This window comes from Pseudomonas sp. NY15364 (genome assembly GCF_048068235.1).
Classification (GTDB): domain Bacteria; phylum Pseudomonadota; class Gammaproteobacteria; order Pseudomonadales; family Pseudomonadaceae; genus Aquipseudomonas; species Aquipseudomonas mendocina_D.
On sequence record NZ_JBLUPX010000003.1, the window covers coordinates 33071 to 52791 of the forward strand.

A 19721-nucleotide genomic window follows, 5' to 3' on the forward strand; every position below is an offset into this window, starting at 1 on the left:
TCGACGGTTGCTCTAGCTCATGCCCAGCCAGTTCGGCAGGGCCATGGACACGGCCGGGATGTAGGTGATGATCATCAGGAAGCTGAGCAGCAGCATCAGCCATGGCATCGCCGCGCGGATCACTGCGGTCAATGGCATGCCGGTCACCGCCGAGGTGACGAACAGGTTCAGCCCCACTGGCGGCGTGATCAAACCGATCTCCATGTTCACCACCATGATGATGCCCAGGTGGATCGGGTCGATGCCCAGCTGCATGGCGATCGGGAACAGGATCGGCGCCAGGATCAGGATGATCGCCGACGGCTCCATGAAGGCACCGGCCACCAGCAGCACGATGTTCACCACCAGCAGGAACTGCCACGGCTGCAGGCCCAGCTCGACCACCCAGGCGGTGATCTGCTGGGGAATCTGCTCGGTGGTCAGCACGTGGGCGAAGAGCATGGCGTTGGCGATGATGAACATCAGCATGATGGTCAGCTTGCCGGACTCCAGCAGCACCTTCGGGCACTCGCGGATGGTCAGGTCCTTGTACACGAACAGGGCGACGAAACCGGCGTACACCGCTGCCACGGCTGCGGCCTCGGTCGGGGTGAACATACCGGTGTAGATACCACCGAGGATGATCACCATCAGCAGCAGGCCCCAGAACGCCTCGCGCGCAGCGCGCAGCCACTCGCGGAAACTGGCGCGTGGCAGGGCCGGCAGCTTCTTGATGCGCGCGACGATGTAGATCGCCACCATCAGCACCACGCCGAGCATAATGCCGGGGATCACACCAGCCATGAACAGCTTGCCCACCGACTGCTCGGTGGCGGCGGCGTACACCACCATCACGATCGACGGCGGAATCAGGATGCCCAGAGTACCGGCGTTACAGACGATGCCGGCGCCGAACGCCTGCGGGTAACCGGAACGCACCATGCCGGCGATGGCGATGGAGCCCACTGCCGCTACGGTGGCCGGCGAGGAGCCGGACAGCGCGGCGAACAGCATGCACGCCAGTACCGCACCTATGGCCAGACCGCCACGGATATGACCGACGCAGGCGTTGGCGAAGTCGATCAGGCGACGTGCCACGCCACCGGTGGTCATGAAGGCGCCGGAGAGCAAGAAGAACGGGATCGCCAACAGGGTGTAGTGCTCGGAAGTCTCGAACAGCTTGATCGCCAGCGAGCGTACCGAGTCCGGGCTGAACAGCATGATGGTGATCGAGCCGGCCAGGCCGAGCGACGCGGCGATCGGCACGCCGATGAACATCAGCAGGAACAGCAGCAGGAAGAGGAACAGAACGGTCATTATTTGGCCTCCTCGTGCTCATTGATTTTCAGCGCATCGGCGGCTTCGTCAGCCAGGCCGAGCCCGGTCTGCTCGTTGCGCAGGATGCGCACGAGAATCTCGGTGAAACGGATGAACACCATGGCGTAGCCGAACGGCACGATCATGCCGATGTGCCACTGCTTGATGCCGTAGTGACCGAGGTCTTCGGCACCGATGCCGGCGATGAACAGGGTGCGGACCCAGTCGAAGCTGCCGACGGCGATCAGGCCGGCGTAGCCCAGGCAGCACAGGCAGGCGATCACGCCGATGATGCGCTGGATACCGCGCGGGGCGAGCTTGACCAGTGCGTCGACGCCGATGTGGCCGGCGGTGCGCACGCCGTAGGCCAGGCCGAAGAAGATCAGCCAGCCGAACAGGGCTTTGGTCAGGGCATTGCTCCAGGTCATCGCCTGGGCCATGTCGAGAATGAAGTCGCCGATAGCGAGCAGGGTCTCGTTACCGCCGAAGGTGTCACCCAGCCAATAGAACAGGGTGTAGAAGTTGTTGAGGATCACGTAGACGAAAGTGATCAGCGTCATGGCCGCCAGGAGGAAAGCGATGAAGCCTTCCTCGAAGTGCTCCCAGACGCGCCGCAAGGCGTTCATGGCATCTCCGCGAGGTTCTTGTGATTGTCAGGAGTCGGACGAATCTAACCGAGCCAGGACCAGCGCGATATTCGTCATTGGCAAACGCCGTCTTAGGCGACGGCGAATGAAAGACCGCCCCGGGTGCGTGGGCCCGAGGCGGCCATGGGCTCATTGCTGATTGGCGGCTTGCGCAGCCTCGATCACATCAGTGCCGATCTCGGCCTCGAACTTCTTCCACGCTGGGCGCACGGCGTCACGCCAGGCGGCGCGCTGCTCGGGCGTGAGGGTGATGATCTCGCTCTTGCCTGTATCGAGGATCGCCTGGCGCGCTTCGGCGTTCAGCGCTTCGGCCTGCTTGTTCACCTCGACAGTCACCTCGTCGACGATCTGCTCCAGCTCGCTGCGGATGTCAGCCGGCAGGCCGTTCCAGAACTGGGTATTGGTGATCAGCAGGTAGTTGCCGATGGCATGGTTGGACTCGGTCATGTACTTCTGCACCTCGAAGTACTTCTGCGAGTAGATGTTCGACCAGGGGTTGTCCTGGGCGTTGACCACGCCGGTCTGCAGGCCCTGGTAAATCTCGGCGAAGCTCATCTTGCGCGGTACCGCACGCAGGGCGCTGTACTGCGCGGCCTGCAGGTCGGACGGCTGCACGCGGAATTTCTGCCCACGGGCGTCGCTTGGCTCGACCAGCGGCTTGTTGGCGGTGAGCTGACGCATGCCGTTGAGCCAGTAGGCCAGGCCGGTGATGCCCTTGCTCTCCATCGACTTGAGCAGTGCCTTGCCCTTCTCCGAGGACTGGAAGCGCTGCGCGGCGGCAACGTCGTCGAACAGGAACATCATGTCGAACAGCTGCAGCTGCTTGGTGTACTGCTCCAGCTTGGACGGTGCCGGCGCCAGCATCTGCACTTCGTTGAGCAGCAGGGCTTCCATTTCCTTGCCATCGCCATACAGCGAGGAGTTGGCGTAGACATCGACCTTGACCTTGCCGGCCAGGCGCTCCTCCACCAGTTTCTTGAACATCAGCGCGCCCTGGCCCTTCGGCGTGCTATCAGCGGTGATATGGGAAAACTTGATCAAGATCGGATCAGCTGCGTGTGCCGAGAGTGCGCCAAGCAGTGCGCAACCGGCGAGCACACCGGCTAGGCCACGACGGACGAAAGAAAACTTCATGGAAGGCTCCTGTTGTTTTTGTCTGAGCGTCGAGGGAGAAACCCCTTCGATTGGCCCGGACTCTACTCCGCCGCCCCCCCGGCTGAAATTCACATTTGAACAACCGAGCCTTCGGCATTCACGAAGGCAGCGCTGAATATCTCTCTGTCGCGCCACTGTTTCGCAGGTGATCGAGCATCTGCTTCGCGGTCAGCGAAAGGTTGTCCTGATTACGTACCGCCACCTTGAGCTCACGCCGAGCCCAGGGATCGTGCAGCGGGATCACCCGCACATCGAGCGCCGGCAGGTAGGTACGCACTGCCAGATCCGGCAACACGCCAACACCCATGCCGGTATGGATCATCCGGCAAATGGCCTCGAAGCTGCGTACCTGAATGCGCAGGCGCAAGGCCACGCCCTGGCTGTGCGCCGAGTGCTGCAGCAGGCTATGCAGGGAAGCGTCCTGCTGCAGGCCGATGAAATCGAAGCCCACCGCCTCGCGCAGGAACAGGCCGTCGCGTTCGGCCAGGGGATGCTCGCGCGGGGTGACCAGCACCAACTGATCGTGACGGTAGGTGAAAACCTGCAGATCCTCGGCCGGCACATGCCCGGCGAAGATGCCGATATCGGTCAGCCCCTCGCGCACGGCGCGGATGGTCTCGCTGCTGACCCGCTCTTCCAGGTCGATCTTCACCTGCGGGTGCAGGCGACTGAAGCTGGCCAGGTCCTCGGGCAGAAATTCGATCACCGCCGAGGTGTTGGCGTGAATGCGCACATGGCCCTTGACCCCTTCACTGAACTCACTGAGGTCGGCGTTGAGCTGTTCGAGGTTGTCCATCATGTTGCGCGCGTGGTGCAGCAATGCATGGCCGGCCGGAGTCAGTTCGACGCCCTTGGGCTGGCGATAGAGCAGCGCGATGCCGAGCTGGTTTTCCAGGTCGCTGACGCGCTTGCTCACCGCCGCCAGGGCCAAGTGCTCGCGCTCGGCAGCGCGGGTCAGGCTGCGCTCATCGGCGATGGCGACGAACAGCTTGAGGGTGACGAAATCGATGCGGCGCATAAAGGTCTCCATTTCGTGCCTGGCGAAGCGAAGCCGCCAGAAAGCTGATTTACAGCATGCCACTTCGCAATACGCGAAGCCTAGCTTGGCCATTGAGCAATTGTCGGCACCGCGCCGCTGCGCCATTCTGCGCACCACGAGAAACGCACAGGCAAATCAGGTGCAGCCATGACTCAACACAACACCAGCAACATGGCCCTGCAGGGGCTCAAGGTGATCGAGATGGGCCAGCTCATCGCCGGTCCCTTCGCCAGCAAGCTGCTCGGCGAATTCGGCGCCGACGTGATCAAAATCGAGCCGCCGGGCGTCGGCGACCCGCTGCGCAAATGGCGCAAGATCAAGGACGGCACCTCGCTCTGGTGGCACGTGCAGTCACGCAACAAGCGCTCGCTGACCCTCGACCTGAAACAGGCCGAAGCCCAAAACATCGTGCGCAAGCTGGTGGCCGAGGCCGACGTGCTGGTGGAGAACTTCCGCCCCGGCACGCTGGAGGGCTGGGGCCTGGGTTATGACGCGCTGAAGGCGATCAACCCGCGACTGATCATGCTGCGCATCTCCGGCTATGGGCAGACCGGCCCCTACCGCGACCTGCCCGGTTTCGGCGTGATTGGCGAAGCCATGGGCGGCCTGCGCCACCTCTCCGGCTACCCCGGCCAGGCGCCGGTGCGCGTCGGTATCAGCATCGGCGATTCGCTGTCCTCGCTGTACGGCGTGATCGGCGTGCTGCTGGCCCTGCAGGAGCGGGCGCGCAGCGGCGAAGGCCAGGAGATCGACGTGGCGCTGTACGAGTCGGTGTTCGCCATGATGGAAAGCCTGATCCCCGAATACGACGCCTTCGGCTACGTCCGCGAGCCAGCCGGCAGCGCCCTGCCCGGCATCACGCCGTCCAACTCCTACCCCTGCAACGACGGCAGCTACGTGCTGATCGCCGGCAATGGCGACAGCATCTACAAGCGCCTGATGAGCCTGATTGGCCGCGACGACCTGGGTAACGACCCACGCCTGGCGCAGAACGACGGGCGCAGCCAGCACGCCGAACTGATCGACGGCGCCATCGCCGAGTGGACTGCCCAGCGCAGCCGCGACGAGGTGATCGAAGCACTCAAGGGCGCGCGCGTGCCGGCCGGCTATCCCTACACCGCCGCCGACATCGTGCAGGACCCGCACTACCTGGCGCGACAGATGATCGAGCAGGTGCAGACCAGCGTCGGCCCGCTCAAGGTGCCGGGCGTACTACCCAAGCTCAGCCGCACGCCAGGCCGTATCGGCACCGGCGGCCCGCAGCTCGGAGAGCACAACGACGACATCCTCGAAGGCCTCGGCCTGAGCGCGGAACAGGTCGCAGGACTGCGCGAGCGCGGGATTATCTGAGTAGGTGGATATCGATGGCTCCTACGCTCCGCGTGGGAGCCAAGCCCCAGACGCTCCGCGTCCGCCGTGGATAGCGGGACGCAGAGCGTCCCAAGATGCATTCCCACGCGGACGGTTCGACGCCTCGACGTGGGAACGATCACTAACAGGACACGATATGAACAAACGCCTTTACATCCAGGACGTCGCCACTCGCGATGGCTTCCAGATCGAAGCCTCCTTTGTCCCCACCGAAGACAAGATCGCCCTGATCGACCGCCTGTCCAACACCGGCCTGGCGAAGATCGAGGTCACCTCCTTCACCTCGCCCAAGGCGATTCCCAACCTGCGTGATGCCGAAGAGGTGATGCGCGGTATCGCCCGCGTGCCAGGCGTGGAATACACCGTGCTGGTGCCCAACGTACGCGGCTGCGAGCGCGCGCTGTCCTGCGAGGTGGACGAGATCAACCTGGTGATGTCGGCCAGCGACACCCACGGCCTGGCCAACCTGCGCATGACGCCGGAGCAATCGTTGGCGCAGTTCGCCGAGATCATCGAGGTCACCCGTGGCAGCGGCGTATTCATCAACGCCTCGCTGTCGACCACCTTCGGCTGCCCCTTCGAGGGCGAGGTACCCGAGGCCCGCGTGCATGAGCTGACCGAGCGCCTGCTGGCAATCGGCGTGCAGGGCGTGACCTTGTGCGACACCACCGGCATGGCTGATCCGGCGCAGGTCGAGCGCATCTGCCGCGAGTCACTGCGGCGCTGGCCGGAAGCGGTGTTCACCGCGCATTTTCACAACACCCGCGGCATGGGCCTGGCCAATGCCCTGGCTGCGCTGAACGCCGGCATCGACCGTTTCGACGCTTCCCTCGGCGGCCTTGGCGGCTGCCCTTATGCACCGGGCGCCAGCGGCAATATCTGCACCGAGGATCTGGTGCACATGTTCCAGCGCATGGGCCTGGACACCGGCGTGAACCTCGATGCCCTGCTCGACGCAGCCGCCACCCTGCCCGGTCTGATCGGCCACGATGTACCGGGCGCCATCCTCAAGGCCGGCAAATCCGATCGCCGCTATCCCAAGCCGAAGTGGATGCAGGAAGCCGGGCTCTAAGGCTCGGCTACCAAATCGCGGCTAAAGCCCCTCCCACACGATGACGCTGGTCTGAGGAAGGGCTGAACGGCGTGCGGCTTTAGCCATACCCCATCGCTGCCCCAAACGTTACGCCCTTCCAATGTTGTGGGAGGGGCTTTAGCCGCGACAAAAAAACGCCCGGTGCAAGCACCGGGCGTTTTCGTTTGCAGCGCAAGATCACTGCTGGTTGGACTTCTCCGCCGCCTGGATCAGCTTGGCACCGATCTCCTGCTCGAATTTCTTCCACACCGGGCGCATGGCTTCACGCCATTCGGCGCGCTGCTGCGGGGTCAGCTCGATGATCTCGGTGGTACCGGCCTTGGCGATGTCCTGCTTGGCCTTGCGGTTCAAGTCATCGGCCTGCTTGTTCACCTCGACGGAGACCTCGGCCATGATGGTTTCCAGCTCGCTGCGCACGTCATCCGGCAGGCCCTTCCAGAACTTGGTGTTGGTAATCACCATGTAGTCGATCAGGCCATGATCGGACTCGGTCATGTACTTCTGCACCTCGTGCACCTTCTGGCTGTAGTAGTTCGACCAGGTGTTCTCGGTGCCGTTGACCACGCCGGTCTGCAGCCCCTGGTAGACCTCGGCGAAGCTCATCTTGCGCGGGTTGGCCCGTACCGCCTTGAACTGCTCCTCGAGCACCGCCGAAGCCTGCACACGAAATTTCAGGCCACGGGCGTCGGACGGCTCGCGCAGCGGCTTGTTGGCCGACATCACCTTCAATCCGTTGTGCCAGTAGGCCAGGCCGGTGATGTTCTTGTCTTCCATGGAGGTCAGCAGGCCGCGGCCCTCGGGGCTGGCCTGGAAGCGATCGACCGCCTCCATGTTGTCGAACAGAAACGGCAGGTCGAAGATCTGCACCGGTTTGGCGTACTGCTCGAACTTGGCCAGCGACGGCGCCAGCATCTGCACCTCGCCTAACAACAGTGCCTCCATTTCCTTGCCATCACCGAATAGCGAGGAGTTAGGGTAGACATCGACCTTGACCCGCCCTGGCAGGCGCTCCTCGGCCAGTTTCTTGAACAACAGCGCGCCCTGTCCCTTGGGCGTGTTGTCCGCCACTACATGGGCGAACTTGATGAGGATGGGCTCATCGGCCGCCTGTGCCAGGCCGGTACAGGAGAGGATGGCGGCGCAGGCCAGCGCCTTGGCGGTGAGTTTGAACATGACGTTACCTCATTGTTTTTGTAGGTCGGTACGTGGGACGAAATGGCCGGTGGCGTGGTGCCTCCGGCCGGTATTCAGGCAGGGCTCTCGCCAGCGCGTTGCAGCAGTCGTCGGGCGCGGCCCAGCACCGGGGCGTCGACCATCTGGCCGTCGACAACGAAGACACCTTCACCGCTGCTGGCCGCTGCCATCACGCGGCGCGCCCAGGCCAATTCCTCCTCGGCCGGGAGCAACGCGCGATGGACGACCTCCACCTGTTTGGGGTGGATGCACAGCAAACCGTCGAAGCCCATGTCGCGGGCATCACGTGCGGTACGGGCCAGACCGTCGCGGTCTTCGATGGCGGGGAACACACTGTCCAGTGGCGCCGCCAGGCCCGCCGTGCGCGAATGCAGCAACAGGGCGTAACGAGCCTGATCGAGCATGCGCTCGGCCGCGGCGCTGCCGCTGCTGAGGCCCAGGTCCAGCCCAAGGTCGAGCGCGCCAAAGGACAGCCGCTCGACGCCCGAGGCCCGTGCAATGGACGGCAACTCCAACAACCCCGCAGCACTCTCGATGATCGGCCAAACCGGCTTGCCACAAGCCGCAACGCGGGCTACCTGAGCGGCGCACTCCACCTTGGGCAAGAGCACACCTATGACTCCGGCATGGCGTGCGCACAGCTCGATATCAGCGCCATGACCGGCATGCTCCGGCGCGTTGATGCGTACCAGCAGACGGGCCTCGGGGTTAGCCGTGAGAAAGGCATCGAGATGAGTACGAGCCTCGACCTTCAGGCTTTCCTGCACGGCGTCTTCCAGGTCGACGATGACCGCGTCGGCGCCCACGGCGAGCGCCTTGGGAATACGCTCGGGTCTACTGGCTGGCACGAACAGCGCGGTACGAATGATGGAGTGGTTCATCACACGGCCCCCTGTTGATGCAGGCGTTGAATATCACCCACGCCGTAGCCCAGCTCGGCGAGCAGCGCATCGGTGTGCTGACCCAGCGCCGGAATGGCGTCCATACGCGGCTCGAAGGCGTTGTTACGCCCCGGCGGCAGCAGCGCAGGCAGACGGCCGCTGGGGCTGTCGACCTGACGCCAGCGCTGGCGTGCGTGAAGTTGCGGGTGAGCCCAGACACCGGCCATATCGTTGACCTGGGCATTGGCGATCTGCGCCTGCTCCAGGCGCTCGATCACCTGCGCCGTGCTCATGCGCGAGAAGGCCTCGACGATCAGCGCGCGCAGCTCACTGCGGTTGGCCGAGCGCTTGAAGTTGGCCGAGAAGCGCTCGTCGGCAGCCAGCTCCGGCTGCTCCAGCACCTTGGCGCAGAACGCCTGCCATTCACGCTCGTTCTGCAGGCCGAGCATCACCGTGCCGCCATCGCCGGCCGGGAATGGGCCATAGGGATAGATGGTCGAGTGCGCGGCCCCGGCACGCGGCGGCGGCGTAGCGCCGTCGTAGGCGTAGTACAGCGGGTAGCCCATCCATTCCACCAGGCTTTCCAGCATCGACACGTCGACACGGCTGCCGAGGCCTGTCTTGCCACGCAGCATCAGCGCCGAGAGCACACCGGTGTAGGCGTACATGCCGGCAGCGATATCGGCAATGGAACAGCCGGCCTTGGCCATCTCCTCCTCGCCTGGCCCCCCGGTGACGGAAAGAAATCCGCCCTCGCTCTGGATCAGCAGGTCATAGGCCTTCTTCTGCTCGTATGGGCCGCCCTCGCCATAGCCGGAAATGTCGCAGACGATCAGTTGCGGGAAGCGTTCGTGCAGCGTTTCGAACGAAAGCCCCATGCGCGCCGCGGCGCCCGGCGCGAGGTTCTGCACCAGCACGTCGGCCTTGGCCAGCAGGCTATCGAGCACCTGCGTCGCATCGTCCTGCTTGAGGTCGAGGGTCAGGCTTTCCTTGGAGCGGTTGGTCCAGACGAAATGCGAGGCCAGGCCGTTAACCCGCTCGTCATAACCACGGGCAAAGTCGCCGCTGCCGGGCCGTTCGACCTTGATCACCCGCGCGCCGAGGTCGGCAAGCTGACGGGTGCAGAACGGCGCAGCGATGGCATGTTCCAGGCTGACCACGGTGATGCCATCCAGTGGCCGAATTTGTTGTGCATTGTTCATGTCCATGTCCTCGGTCAGGCCAGGTGGCTCAGGTCATCGGTCTCGCGCAGGCGCCAGACCTGCTCGATCAGCACACCCTCCTCATCGCTGCTGCGCTTGCCGGCGAAGGCCAGCAGGCGACGGAACTTGTCTTCCAGCTCGGCGCGACTGAGGGTGTTGCCGGGATCGCCCTTGGGCTCGTCGATGGCGCCATGCAGGGTGCGGCCGTCGACCGTGACGACCTCGACCCGGCCCAACCAGCGAGCCGGATAGGCACCATCGACCTCGGGGTCGAGGCGCATGCTGACCTTGTCGCGGAAGGCGGCGACATCGGCATCGGTCAACGACAGGTTGGCGAATTCGGTGAGCTGCGCCTTGCCATGCACGGCGATCAGGCCGAGCACCGTGCCCATGGAAAACTTGGCCTGGTGCACGGTCTGCGGCACCACCACGCGGCCGAGCACATCGATGGCGCCTTGGTGCACATGAGTAACGACCTGAGCGATATCGCCATGACGCAGACCTTCACGCTGCATCAGGTCGAGCAGCGCATCGGCAGCCGGATGAGTGTGACGGCACGAGGCGTGGAACTTGAACGAGGTTTCCACCAGCGCCCAGCGGCTGCCGAGACGGTCGGACAACGCGGCTGGATTGGCGTCGCTGGACATGCCCGCAGCCATGCCCTGCTCGCCTTCGAGGATGTTCTGCGCGCCGGTCAGGCCCTGCTCGGTGAAGTACGCGGCGAGCAGACCATCGGCAGCAGCCTTGGCGGTGTGCAGTTGCTTGGAGTCGGCGGCGTCGCGCAGGAACTCCCACAGCCCTGCGGCCTGGGTGCCGGCGTTGCCGAGCAGGTGGATGAACTGCTGCTGGTCGAAATCCAGCAGCTTGCCCACGGCCACCGCAGCGGCCAGGGTGCCCACCGTCGCCGTGGTGTGGAAGATGCGGTAATGCGAGCGGCCAAGGAATTCGCCGATGCGAATGCCCGCCTCGTAGCCGGCCACCGAGGCCAGCAGCAACTCGCGACCAGACTTGCCGAGATCCTGCGCAGCGGCCAGGGCCGCCGGAAAGACCACGGTGGCCGGGTGCAGCACCGAGCTGTTGTGCAGGTCGTCCTGCTCCACCAAGTGGGACGAGGCACCGTTGACCAGCGCGGCAAAGTACGCCGAGGTTCCGCGACCATTGACCAGGATGCGCGCTGGGCCATCGATCGGGCCCATCTTCTGTGCATAGGCCTCAAACAGCGGGATAGGCCGCGCGCCCTCGCTGGCCAGAGCCGAACCGAGCCAGTCGAGGAACAGGTCTTCGGTGCGATCCAGTACGTGCTCGGGAATCTGCTCGTAATTGAGATCGGCGAGGAATGCTGCGAGTTGCTGAGTATGTGTGCTCATCGCGGAGACCTCAGAAAGAGCGCGGCAGCTCGAGCAGATGCTCGGCCACATAGCTCAGGATCAGGTTGGTGGAGATCGGTGCCACCTGGTACAGGCGGGTTTCACGGAACTTGCGCTCGACGTCGTATTCGTTGGCGAAGCCGAAGCCGCCGTGGGTCTGCAGGCAGGCGTTGGCGGCCTCCCAACTGGCCTTGGCCGCCAGGTACTTGGCCATGTTGGCCGCCGCTCCGGCGTTGCGCCCGGCGTCGTATTCCTCGCAGGCGCGCCAGCGCATCAGGTCGGCGGCCTCGATCTCGATATGCGCCTCGGCGATGGGGAACTGCACGCCCTGGTTCTGCCCGATGGGCCGGCCGAACACTACGCGATCGCGGGCGTACTGCGCGGACTTCTCGATGAACCAGCGACCGTCGCCGATGCACTCGGCAGCGATCAGCGTGCGCTCGGCATTGAGACCATCGAGGATGTAGCGAAAACCCTTGCCCTCCTCACCGATCAGGCTGCTGGCGGGGATTTCCAGGTTGTCGAAGAACAGCTCGTTGGTCTCGTGGTTAACCATGTTGGCGATCGGCTGCACGGTCAGGCCGTTGCCTATGGCCTCGCGCAGGTCGACCAGGAAGATCGACATGCCCTCGGACTTGCGCTGCACCTCAGCCAGCGGCGTGGTACGCGCCAGCAGGATCATCAGATCGGAATGCTGCACGCGCGAGATCCACACCTTCTGCCCGTTGATGACGTACTTATCGCCCTTCTTGACCGCGGTGGTCTTGATCTTAGTGGTGTCGGTGCCGGTGGTGGGCTCGGTGACGCCCATCGACTGCAGGCGCAGCTCGCCGCTGGCCAGCTTGGGCAGGTAGTAGCTTTTCTGCTCCTCGCTGCCGTTACGCAGCAGGGTGAACATGTTGTACATCTGCCCGTGGATGGTGCCGGAGTTGCCGCCGCAGTGGTTGACCTCTTCGAGGATCACCGACGCCTCGGCCAGCCCCAGACCCGAGCCGCCGTACTCTTCCGGGATCATCGCCGAGAGCCAGCCGGCCTCGGTCATGGCCGTGACGAAGGCTTCCGGGAAGCCCTTCTCTTCATCGATCTTGCGCCAGTATTCGGCAGGAAACTCCGCACAGAGGGCGCGCACGCCTTCGCGGATCGCATTGAGTTCTTCGTTATTGTTGTGGTTCATCGGTCTTCCTCGAATCATGTGTGGCGTGGCGCCCCTCGGGCACGATGTAGGGCGTACTAGGCTTTGGCCTCCTGCATCCATGCAGACATGTAGGGCGTACCGGGACGCCGGCCGCTCGGAAGCAGTACGCCGCTTGGTGTTGGGCTCACCTCAGTCGGCGGACTGTTCGCTTAGGCTCCTGGGTCCGCGCTACGAAATCAGCATCCCGGTTCGCCCTACAAAATCAGTCGAATTGCACGTCGGCGCGTTGTGCCAGGCCGGCTTCGTTGCCGGCCCACAGCTCGGCCTGGCCTTCGCCCAGCAGACGCCCGCCCACCTCGAAGGGTTGCGGCGCGATCAACGGGCGCAGGCCGCGATAGGCGAAGCGGCGCAGGCGCGCCTGCGGGCTGGCGCGGCAGAAGGCACGCAGGCTCAGGGTGGCGATCAATGGGCCGTGTACCACCAGGCCGCTGTAGCCTTCGCTTGCGGTGACGTAGGGCCAGTCGTAGTGGATGCGGTGGCCGTTGAAGGTCACGGCGCTGTAGCGAAACAGCAGGGTGCTGGACGGTGTGACTGCCTCACGCCAGTCGCCGGCAATAAGCGGCTCGCCACTGCTGGTCTTGGGCGGGCTGGGCTCGCGGTAGACGATGTCCTGCTCTTCGCGGATGGCCAGTTGGCCATCCTGCAGGTAGTCGTGCTGCACGGTAACGAACAGCAGTGCGCCGGTGCGCCCGTGCTTTTCCTCGATGTGCTTGATGGTCGATACCCGGCTGGCTTCGCCGCCCACGCGCAACGGCTGGATGAACTCGACACGCCCCCCGGCCCACATGCGGTTGCGGTTGTCCGCCGGCGGCAGGAAGCCCCCACGGGCCGGATGACCGTCCTCGCCCAGACCATTCTCGGCGACCGGTTCCTGAAAGAACGCCCAGTGCCACAGCGGCGGCAGCGCCTCGCCATGGGCAGGCGTGACTTCACCAAAGGTGGCGGCGATGCGCTTGACCAGATTGCGGCTGAGTTGGTCGTGGACTTCTTCGCTACGACCGATCCAGGCGGAAAAAGCAGAATCACTCATGGGACAGGTTCCAGCTCGGTTCTTGTGTGAGCTGGAGCATGCGACGCCGCATGCGTTCAGAGAATCCGCATTTATTTAAACCGGCGTTCGGTTATTCTGAACGCCATATTTCTAGGTGGGAGGGGCTTTAGCCGCGGTGTCCTCCGGGGAAGCCTGGGCGTCGCGGCTGAAGCGGATCGCCGCCCGGCCGCTCCCTCAGAAGCAGAGGAACCCATGCACTTCGATCTGCCCGACTTGCGCCTGTTCATCCATATCGCCGAGTCCCCCAGCCTGACCCAGGGCGCGCGCAAGGCGTTTCTCTCGCCAGCCGCTGCCAGTGCGCGGATCAAGGCACTGGAAAGCCAGCTCGGCAGCCGCCTGCTGTACCGCGACAGTCGCGGTGTCGAGCTGACCCCGGCCGGCCAGCGCCTGCTGCAGCACGCGCGGCTGATCATGCGTCAGGTGGATTACCTGAAGAGCGAATTCACCGAATACGGCACCGATGCCGCCGGGCATATCCGCATCTTCGCCAACACCACGGCAGTGACCGAATTCCTCCCCGAGGTGCTGGCCGGCTTTCTCGCCGAGCGCCCCGGCGTCACCGTCGACCTGCAGGAGCGCCTCAGCCGCGACATCGTGCGTGGCGTACTCGATGGCGCGGCAGATCTGGGCATTATCGCCGGCCCGGTGCAGGCGCCGGGGCTGCAGGTGCTGCACTTCAGCACCGACCGCCTGGTGCTGGCCGTCCCTCTGGGCCATGCGCTGGCACAGCGGCAATCGGTGAGTTTCAACGACACCCTTGCCTACCAACACATCGGCCTGCACGAGGGCAGCACCCTGCTGAGTTTTTTGCGCGAACAGGTGGAAAAGCTCGGCGGCAGCCTGGCGCTGCGCATCCAGGTATCGAGCTTCGAGGCGATCTGCCGGATGATCGAAGGCGGCGTCGGTATCGGCATCATTCCCGAGTCGGCCGCACGTCGGCACAGCCGCACCATGCAGCTGGTGATCCTGCAACTGGACGAAGCCTGGGCGGTGCGCGAGCGCAGCATGCTGGTGCGCGAGCTGGATGCATTGCCGGGGAGCGTGCGGGCGCTGATCGACAGGCTGAATCAGGGCGTCTAGGCGAAGCTCGGCGAGCGGGAATCTGGGGATAAAAAAAGGGCGACCAATTGGTCGCCCGCCCATTCAAGGCATTCCCCGAGAGGAATGCGGAAACGCTTGCACCCATATCACGCAGGATGATCGGGACGCGCTCAGTGTCGCCGCGCAGCCCCACCCTGCCTATTGCACCAAGGTCGTAGGGCACCCGACCAATGGCAGGCCATACTCCGGCAACACTTCGCCAGCCATGGAGACGCCATGAACCCCGAGCACCTAGCCCTGTTACAGCAGGCGCCCGCCAGCACTCATGTCGATGACACCTGGGCCAGGCTTTGCTGCGAACAGGCATTGCTGGCAATCGAGGATGGCTGCTACGCGGTCGGTGCCTTGCTGGTGGATGAGGCCGGTGAACTGCTATGCAGCGGGCGCAACCAGGTGTTCGCCTCGGCCTACGCCAGCGCCGCCCACGCCGAGATGCAGGTGCTCGACCAGCTCGAAAGAGAACATGCGCAGGTCGACCGCCGAGGTCTGACCCTCTACGTCAGCCTCGAACCCTGCCTGATGTGCTATGGCCGTATCCTGCTGGCCGGCATCACCCGCGTGCGCTATCTGGCGCGCGACCGCGACGGCGGTTTCGCCCTGCGCCACGGCCGCCTGCCACCGGCCTGGGCCAATCTTGCCTCGGGTGCGTGCATGGTGCAGGCCAAGGTCGATCCCTACTGGCTCGACCTGGCTGAGCGAATGATCGATCGCCTGCAGGATCGGCAGGTACTCCGACAACGCGTAATACAGGCCTGGCGCGGCGGTTGCTGAAAACCGTAGGGGGCGCCGCGCGAAAAAAACTGCAGGTATCAGCCAGGGCCAGCGGAGCGTTGGTGCGCACAGCGCACCCTACGCCTACTCCTTGCCCAACCCGTGCTGACGCAGCTTGTTGGCGATGGTGGTATGGGAAACACCGAGGCGCTTGCCCAACTGGCGGCTGCTCGGGTGATCGCGGAACAGGCGCTCCAGCACCGCCTTCTCGAAGCGGCCGAGGATATCGTCGAGGTTGCCATCGACAGAGAACTCACCGAGCGGCTGCGGCGCACCGTAGTCCGGCAGGCGGATATGCTCGGCCTTCACGGTGCCGCCATCGCATAGCGAGACCGCCTGGAACAGCACGTTCTCCAGTTGCCGCACGTTACCCGGCCAGTGGTAATGGGCCATGCGCTCGAAGGCCTGTGGCGCCAGCTTCGGCAGCGCACAACCGATCTGCCGGCTGGCGGAATCGAGAAAGTGCTCCACCAACGGCGCCAGACCGTCGAGGCATTCACGCAGGGGCGGAATATGCAGGCTGAGCACGTTGAGGCGGTGGTAGAGATCCTGACGGAACTCGCCATGGGCGCAGAGTTCGGACAGGTCGACCTGGGTGGCGCAGATCACCCGCACATCGAGGTACACCTCCTCGTCGCTGCCGACACGGCGAAAGCAGCCATCCTGCAGAAAGCGCAGCAGCTTGGCCTGCAGGCGCGGGCTCATCTCGCCGACGCCATCGAGAAACAGCGTGCCGCCTGCAGTCAGTTCCAGCAGACCGAGCTTGCCTTCCGGACGCGCGCCCTCGAAGGCGCCGGGGCCGTAGCCAAACAGCTCGGTCTCGGCCATGGATTCCGGCAACCCTGCGCAATTGAGCGCCATGAACGGCGATTGCCCTCGCGGGCTGGCCAGGTGACAGGCGCGCGCCAGCAATTCCTTGCCGGTGCCTGTTTCGCCCTCGATTAGCAGCGGCGCATCCAGCGGCGCCATGCGCCGCGCTTCCTTGACTACCGCCGCCATAACCCTGGAGCTCTGGAAGATCGAGTCGAAGCCACGCAGCTCCTGTTTGCGCACATGGTAGATGCGCTCACCAACGCGGTCGGCGCGATGCAGGGTCAGCACCGCGCCAGCCAGCGCCTCGCTGTCGTCGTGTTCGTTCTGCAGCGGCGCGATATCGGCGAGAAACACATCGCCCTTGATCTTCACCCGCAGCCCGTTGATTCGCGTCTTGTTGGCGCGCACCAGTTCGGGCAAGTCGAAATCCTCGGCATAGCGTGACAGCGCCATGCCCGGCACCTCGTCCACACGCACCCCGAGCAACTGCGCGGCGCTGCGGTTGGCGGCGACGATGCTGCCGCCCATGTCGATGGACAGCACTGGGAAATCCAGCGCACCAAGCAGCGCATTGAGCTCCAGGTGACGCCGTTCGCTGGGCATCAGCCCGACGCGCTTGACACCGAATACGCCGGCAATGGCCTCGAACTTCGGCCTCAGCGACTGGAACTGCAGATTGATCAGATTCGGACAGTACAGGTAGATGGCGTTGCCCTGCTCGCCCCCGACTTCGCCACGGGCGACGTTGATGCCGTAGTCGACCAGCAGGTTGAGGATGTCACGCAGGATGCCGACACGGTTCTGGCAGTGGACCTTGATACGCATGGCTCAGGCTCTTGTTGTTATGGCCGCCGGGTCACAGAAATCGGAGATGGCGGCATAATTTCCGTCAAGAATATGTGACAGCAAAGCTCATCAGCAAGCCGAAAAATCGCCACGCCAGCAATATCGTAATCAAAAATTTACACTTTTCCCGTGCAATCCTGGGCTGCGCTGTGTCTGGCCGCCGTTCCAACCCGAGCAATCAGCGGCATGCTCGGGTCAAGACAAGAACAACAGCCCCCAGAAGGAGGCAGCGATGAAGAGTACGCAGTACCTGGCCCGGGAACCGGACGAGAGTGGCTTTATCCATTATCCGGAAAGCGAGCATCAGGTGTGGAATACCCTGATCACCCGCCAACTGGAGGTGATCCAGAACCGCGCCTGCCAGGAATACCTGGACGGTATCGAGCAGCTCGACCTGCCCAAGGAGCGCATTCCGCAGCTCGGCGAGATCAACCGTGTGCTCGAAGCCACCACCGGCTGGCGCGTAGCGCGGGTGCCGGCACTGATCCCCTTCCAGACCTTCTTCGAGCTGCTGGCCAGCAAGCAGTTTCCCGTCGCCACCTTCATCCGCACGCCAGAGGAGCTGGACTACCTGAAGGAACCGGACATCTTCCACGAGATATTCGGCCACTGCCCGATGCTGACCAACCCCTGGTTCGCCGAATTCACCCACACCTACGGCAAGCTCGGCCTTCAGGCCACTAAAGAGCAGCGCGTCTATCTGGCGCGGCTGTACTGGCTGACCATCGAGTTCGGCCTGCTCGACACCCCGCAGGGCCGGCGCATCTACGGCGGCGGTATCCTCTCCTCGCCGAAGGAAACCCTCTACGCGTTGTCCGACGTGCCCGAACACCAGCCCTTCGATCCGCTGGAAGCGATGCGCACACCGTATCGCATCGATATCCTGCAGCCGGTGTACTTCGTCCTGCCCGAGCTCAAGCGCCTGTTCGAGCTGGCTCAGGCGGACATCATGGCGCTGGTGCATCAGGCCATGGCGCTCGGCCTGCACGCGCCGAAATTTCCGCCGAAAGCCGCGTAGCCTTTTAGCTCCCTCGCCCATTCATTGGCGAGGGAGCTGCTCGATACCTCTTACCGTCTATGCTCTGACCTCTAATCCTCAAGGAGCCTGAAATGACCAGCCTTGCCCAAGCCCAATGCGAAGCCTGCCGCGCCGACGCGCCGAAAGTGTCCGATGAAGAACTGGCCGAGCTGATCCGCGAGATTCCCGACTGGAACATCGAGGTGCGTGGCGATCATATGGAGCTGGAGCGCGTGTACCTGTTCAAGAACTTCCGCCATGCCCTGGCCTTCACCAACGCCGTGGGCGCCATCGCCGAGGAAGTCGGCCACCATCCGGCACTGCTCACCGAATGGGGCAAGGTCACCGTCACCTGGTGGAGCCATGAAATGCGCGGTCTGCACCGCAACGACTTCATCATGGCCGCGCGCACCGACGTGCTGGCCGCCAGCGCCGAGGGCCGCAAGTGAACCATTTCGCCGAGGTCGCCCGCGTACCGGGCGACCCCATCCTCAGCCTGATGGAAGCCTATCGGCTGGACAGCAATCCGGCGCGCCTGGACCTTGGCGTTGGCGTGTACAAGGACGCCCAAGGCCTGACGCCGATACCGCGCGCGGTGAAATTGGCCGAGCAGCGCCTGATCGACCTGGAACAGACCAAGACCTATGTCGGAGGCCACGGCGACGCCGCGTTCGGTGCGCTCTTGAGCCAGTTGGTGCTGGGCGCCAACTCGCCGTTGCTCGCCGAGCAGCGCGCCGGCGCCACACAGACGCCCGGCGGTACCGGTGCGCTGCGCCTGGCGGGTGATTTCATTCGCCACTGCCTGCCCGGGCGCGGCATCTGGCTCAGCGATCCGACCTGGCCCATCCATGAAACCCTGTTTGCCGAAGCCGGGCTCAAGGTCGGCCATTATCCGTACGTCGGCGCCGACAACCGTCTCGACGTGGAGGCCATGATCGCCGCCCTCACCCACCTGCCCAAGGGCGACGTGGTGCTGCTGCATGCCTGCTGCCACAACCCCACCGGTTTCGACCTCTCCCCACGCGATTTCAAGCGCGTGCTGGAGGTGGTCAAGGCACGCGAACTGCTGCCGCTGATCGACTTCGCCTACCAGGGCTTCGGCGACGGTTTGGAGCAGGACGCCTGGGCCGTGCGCCTGTTCGCCGCCGAACTGCCGGAGCTGCTGATCACCAGTTCCTGCTCGAAGAATTTCGGCCTGTATCGCGAACGCACCGGCGCCCTGATCGTCTGCGCTGGCGACGCCGAGAAACTCATCGACATCCGCAGCCAGCTGGCCTCCATCGCCCGCAACCTGTGGTCGACGCCACCCGCCCATGGCGCCGCGGTAGTGGCGCAGATCCTTGGCGACGATGAGCTGAAAGGCCTCTGGCTGGACGAGCTGGAAGGTATGCGCCTACGCGTGGCCAGCCTGCGCCGTGGCCTGGTCGAAGCACTTGCGCCGCATGGGTTGAACGAGCGTTTCGCGCACATCGCCGAACAGCGCGGCATGTTCTCCTACACCGGGCTGTCGCCGCTGCAGGTGCAACGCCTGCGCGAGGAGTTCAGCGTGTACGTGGTCGGCAGCGGCCGCGCCAACGTCGCGGGGCTGGATGCCAGCCGACTGGATCAACTAGCCGACGCCATCGCTCGGGTCTGCGTGAACTGAGTCAGCAGGCGGCGGGTCTTAGAGACCGCCGCCTGC

At 64.3% G+C, this 19721-nt stretch carries 18 protein-coding genes; 7 read left to right on the forward strand and 11 right to left on the reverse strand.

What is annotated here, in order from left to right; genetic code table 11:
• Positions 1 to 12: 12 nt before the first annotated feature.
• The 4 genes from dctM to ACNFCJ_RS03720 form a co-directional block, all read right to left on the reverse strand.
• A complete protein-coding gene (gene dctM, locus ACNFCJ_RS03705) occupies positions 13 to 1296 on the reverse strand; it encodes a C4-dicarboxylate TRAP transporter large permease protein DctM (protein WP_209450192.1) in 1284 nt (427 codons plus the stop codon).
• On the reverse strand, positions 1296 to 1922 hold the full coding sequence (locus ACNFCJ_RS03710) for a TRAP transporter small permease (protein ID WP_209450193.1): 627 nt from the start codon (positions 1920 to 1922) through the stop codon (positions 1296 to 1298). The genes dctM and ACNFCJ_RS03710 overlap by 1 nt, the downstream gene beginning before the upstream one ends.
• 150 nt (positions 1923 to 2072) lie before the next feature.
• Positions 2073 to 3077: a TRAP transporter substrate-binding protein gene (locus ACNFCJ_RS03715; protein WP_017362110.1), complete on the reverse strand. Its 1005-nt coding sequence runs from the start codon at positions 3075 to 3077 to the stop codon at positions 2073 to 2075.
• Positions 3078 to 3195: 118 nt separating this feature from the next.
• Entirely contained in the window at positions 3196 to 4116 is a 921-nt protein-coding gene (locus tag ACNFCJ_RS03720) for a LysR family transcriptional regulator (protein WP_209450194.1), read from the reverse strand.
• 168 nt (positions 4117 to 4284) lie between these two features.
• Here ACNFCJ_RS03720 and ACNFCJ_RS03725 point away from each other — a divergent pair, with 168 nt between their 5' ends.
• Complete coding sequence (locus ACNFCJ_RS03725) at positions 4285 to 5487, forward strand: CaiB/BaiF CoA transferase family protein (RefSeq protein ID WP_209450195.1); 1203 nt, start codon at positions 4285 to 4287, stop codon at positions 5485 to 5487.
• Between the two features lie 157 nt (positions 5488 to 5644).
• Complete coding sequence (locus ACNFCJ_RS03730) at positions 5645 to 6580, forward strand: hydroxymethylglutaryl-CoA lyase (RefSeq protein ID WP_275860452.1); 936 nt, start codon at positions 5645 to 5647, stop codon at positions 6578 to 6580.
• A 198-nt stretch (positions 6581 to 6778) separates the two neighbouring features.
• Here ACNFCJ_RS03730 and ACNFCJ_RS03735 read toward each other — a convergent pair whose 3' ends face one another.
• From ACNFCJ_RS03735 to ACNFCJ_RS03760, 6 genes are all read right to left on the reverse strand, one after another.
• Positions 6779 to 7774 (reverse strand): TRAP transporter substrate-binding protein, encoded by a 996-nt coding sequence (locus tag ACNFCJ_RS03735; RefSeq protein ID WP_017362113.1) that lies wholly within the window; start codon positions 7772 to 7774, stop codon positions 6779 to 6781.
• Positions 7775 to 7848: 74 nt separating this feature from the next.
• A complete protein-coding gene (locus tag ACNFCJ_RS03740; RefSeq protein ID WP_209450197.1) occupies positions 7849 to 8676 on the reverse strand; it encodes an HpcH/HpaI aldolase/citrate lyase family protein in 828 nt (275 codons plus the stop codon).
• On the reverse strand, positions 8676 to 9878 hold the full coding sequence (locus ACNFCJ_RS03745) for a CaiB/BaiF CoA transferase family protein (protein ID WP_209450198.1): 1203 nt from the start codon (positions 9876 to 9878) through the stop codon (positions 8676 to 8678). Before ACNFCJ_RS03745 ends, ACNFCJ_RS03740 begins: the two co-directional genes overlap by 1 nt.
• 14 nt (positions 9879 to 9892) lie before the next feature.
• The gene (locus tag ACNFCJ_RS03750) at positions 9893 to 11245 is read right to left on the reverse strand and encodes an MmgE/PrpD family protein (protein WP_416769863.1); all 1353 of its coding nucleotides are present in this window, start codon (positions 11243 to 11245) and stop codon (positions 9893 to 9895) included.
• 10 nt (positions 11246 to 11255) lie between these two features.
• A complete protein-coding gene (locus ACNFCJ_RS03755) occupies positions 11256 to 12419 on the reverse strand; it encodes an acyl-CoA dehydrogenase family protein (protein WP_179591960.1) in 1164 nt (387 codons plus the stop codon).
• A 223-nt stretch (positions 12420 to 12642) separates the two neighbouring features.
• Positions 12643 to 13470, reverse strand: coding sequence for an FAS1-like dehydratase domain-containing protein (locus tag ACNFCJ_RS03760; protein WP_209450201.1), 828 nt, complete (start codon positions 13468 to 13470; stop codon positions 12643 to 12645).
• Positions 13471 to 13683: 213 nt separating this feature from the next.
• Here ACNFCJ_RS03760 and ACNFCJ_RS03765 point away from each other — a divergent pair, with 213 nt between their 5' ends.
• Positions 13684 to 14571 (forward strand): LysR substrate-binding domain-containing protein, encoded by an 888-nt coding sequence (locus ACNFCJ_RS03765; RefSeq protein ID WP_013716500.1) that lies wholly within the window; start codon positions 13684 to 13686, stop codon positions 14569 to 14571.
• Between the two features lie 237 nt (positions 14572 to 14808).
• The gene (locus tag ACNFCJ_RS03770) at positions 14809 to 15363 is read left to right on the forward strand and encodes a nucleoside deaminase (protein WP_209450202.1); all 555 of its coding nucleotides are present in this window, start codon (positions 14809 to 14811) and stop codon (positions 15361 to 15363) included.
• An 84-nt stretch (positions 15364 to 15447) separates the two neighbouring features.
• On the opposite strand, the gene ACNFCJ_RS03775 is transcribed toward ACNFCJ_RS03770, so the two are convergent.
• Positions 15448 to 17001 carry a sigma-54-dependent phenylalanine hydroxylase transcriptional regulator PhhR gene (locus ACNFCJ_RS03775; RefSeq protein ID WP_013716502.1) on the reverse strand — a complete coding sequence of 518 codons (1554 nt, stop codon included), beginning with the start codon at positions 16999 to 17001 and terminating at the stop codon, positions 15448 to 15450.
• 253 nt (positions 17002 to 17254) lie between these two features.
• Between ACNFCJ_RS03775 and phhA the strand changes: the two genes are divergently transcribed.
• The 3 genes from phhA to ACNFCJ_RS03790 all read left to right on the forward strand — a co-directional run bounded on the left by phhA (position 17255) and on the right by ACNFCJ_RS03790 (position 19685).
• Positions 17255 to 18040: a phenylalanine 4-monooxygenase gene (gene phhA / locus ACNFCJ_RS03780; RefSeq protein WP_209450203.1), complete on the forward strand. Its 786-nt coding sequence runs from the start codon at positions 17255 to 17257 to the stop codon at positions 18038 to 18040.
• Between the two features lie 92 nt (positions 18041 to 18132).
• Positions 18133 to 18489, forward strand: coding sequence for a 4a-hydroxytetrahydrobiopterin dehydratase (locus ACNFCJ_RS03785; RefSeq protein WP_017362122.1), 357 nt, complete (start codon positions 18133 to 18135; stop codon positions 18487 to 18489).
• The gene (locus ACNFCJ_RS03790; protein ID WP_209450204.1) at positions 18486 to 19685 is read left to right on the forward strand and encodes an amino acid aminotransferase; all 1200 of its coding nucleotides are present in this window, start codon (positions 18486 to 18488) and stop codon (positions 19683 to 19685) included. The genes ACNFCJ_RS03785 and ACNFCJ_RS03790 overlap by 4 nt, the downstream gene beginning before the upstream one ends.
• Positions 19686 to 19721 lie beyond the last annotated feature (36 nt).

Bases quoted from the DNA above. Each gene is read 5' to 3' on its own strand.
- dctM (WP_209450192.1), bottom strand. From the start codon at position 1,296: ATGACCGTTCTGTTCCTCTTCCTGCTGCTGTTCCTGCTGATGTTCATC.
- ACNFCJ_RS03710 (WP_209450193.1), bottom strand. From the start codon at position 1,922: ATGAACGCCTTGCGGCGCGTCTGGGAGCACTTCGAGGAAGGCTTCATC.
- ACNFCJ_RS03715 (WP_017362110.1), bottom strand. From the start codon at position 3,077: ATGAAGTTTTCTTTCGTCCGTCGTGGCCTAGCCGGTGTGCTCGCCGGT.
- ACNFCJ_RS03720 (WP_209450194.1), bottom strand. From the start codon at position 4,116: ATGCGCCGCATCGATTTCGTCACCCTCAAGCTGTTCGTCGCCATCGCC.
- ACNFCJ_RS03725 (WP_209450195.1), top strand. From the start codon at position 4,285: ATGACTCAACACAACACCAGCAACATGGCCCTGCAGGGGCTCAAGGTG.
- ACNFCJ_RS03730 (WP_275860452.1), top strand. From the start codon at position 5,645: ATGAACAAACGCCTTTACATCCAGGACGTCGCCACTCGCGATGGCTTC.
- ACNFCJ_RS03735 (WP_017362113.1), bottom strand. From the start codon at position 7,774: ATGTTCAAACTCACCGCCAAGGCGCTGGCCTGCGCCGCCATCCTCTCC.
- ACNFCJ_RS03740 (WP_209450197.1), bottom strand. From the start codon at position 8,676: ATGAACCACTCCATCATTCGTACCGCGCTGTTCGTGCCAGCCAGTAGA.
- ACNFCJ_RS03745 (WP_209450198.1), bottom strand. From the start codon at position 9,878: ATGAACAATGCACAACAAATTCGGCCACTGGATGGCATCACCGTGGTC.
- ACNFCJ_RS03750 (WP_416769863.1), bottom strand. From the start codon at position 11,245: ATGAGCACACATACTCAGCAACTCGCAGCATTCCTCGCCGATCTCAAT.
- ACNFCJ_RS03755 (WP_179591960.1), bottom strand. From the start codon at position 12,419: ATGAACCACAACAATAACGAAGAACTCAATGCGATCCGCGAAGGCGTG.
- ACNFCJ_RS03760 (WP_209450201.1), bottom strand. From the start codon at position 13,470: ATGAGTGATTCTGCTTTTTCCGCCTGGATCGGTCGTAGCGAAGAAGTC.
- ACNFCJ_RS03765 (WP_013716500.1), top strand. From the start codon at position 13,684: ATGCACTTCGATCTGCCCGACTTGCGCCTGTTCATCCATATCGCCGAG.
- ACNFCJ_RS03770 (WP_209450202.1), top strand. From the start codon at position 14,809: ATGAACCCCGAGCACCTAGCCCTGTTACAGCAGGCGCCCGCCAGCACT.
- ACNFCJ_RS03775 (WP_013716502.1), bottom strand. From the start codon at position 17,001: ATGCGTATCAAGGTCCACTGCCAGAACCGTGTCGGCATCCTGCGTGAC.
- phhA (WP_209450203.1), top strand. From the start codon at position 17,255: ATGAAGAGTACGCAGTACCTGGCCCGGGAACCGGACGAGAGTGGCTTT.
- ACNFCJ_RS03785 (WP_017362122.1), top strand. From the start codon at position 18,133: ATGACCAGCCTTGCCCAAGCCCAATGCGAAGCCTGCCGCGCCGACGCG.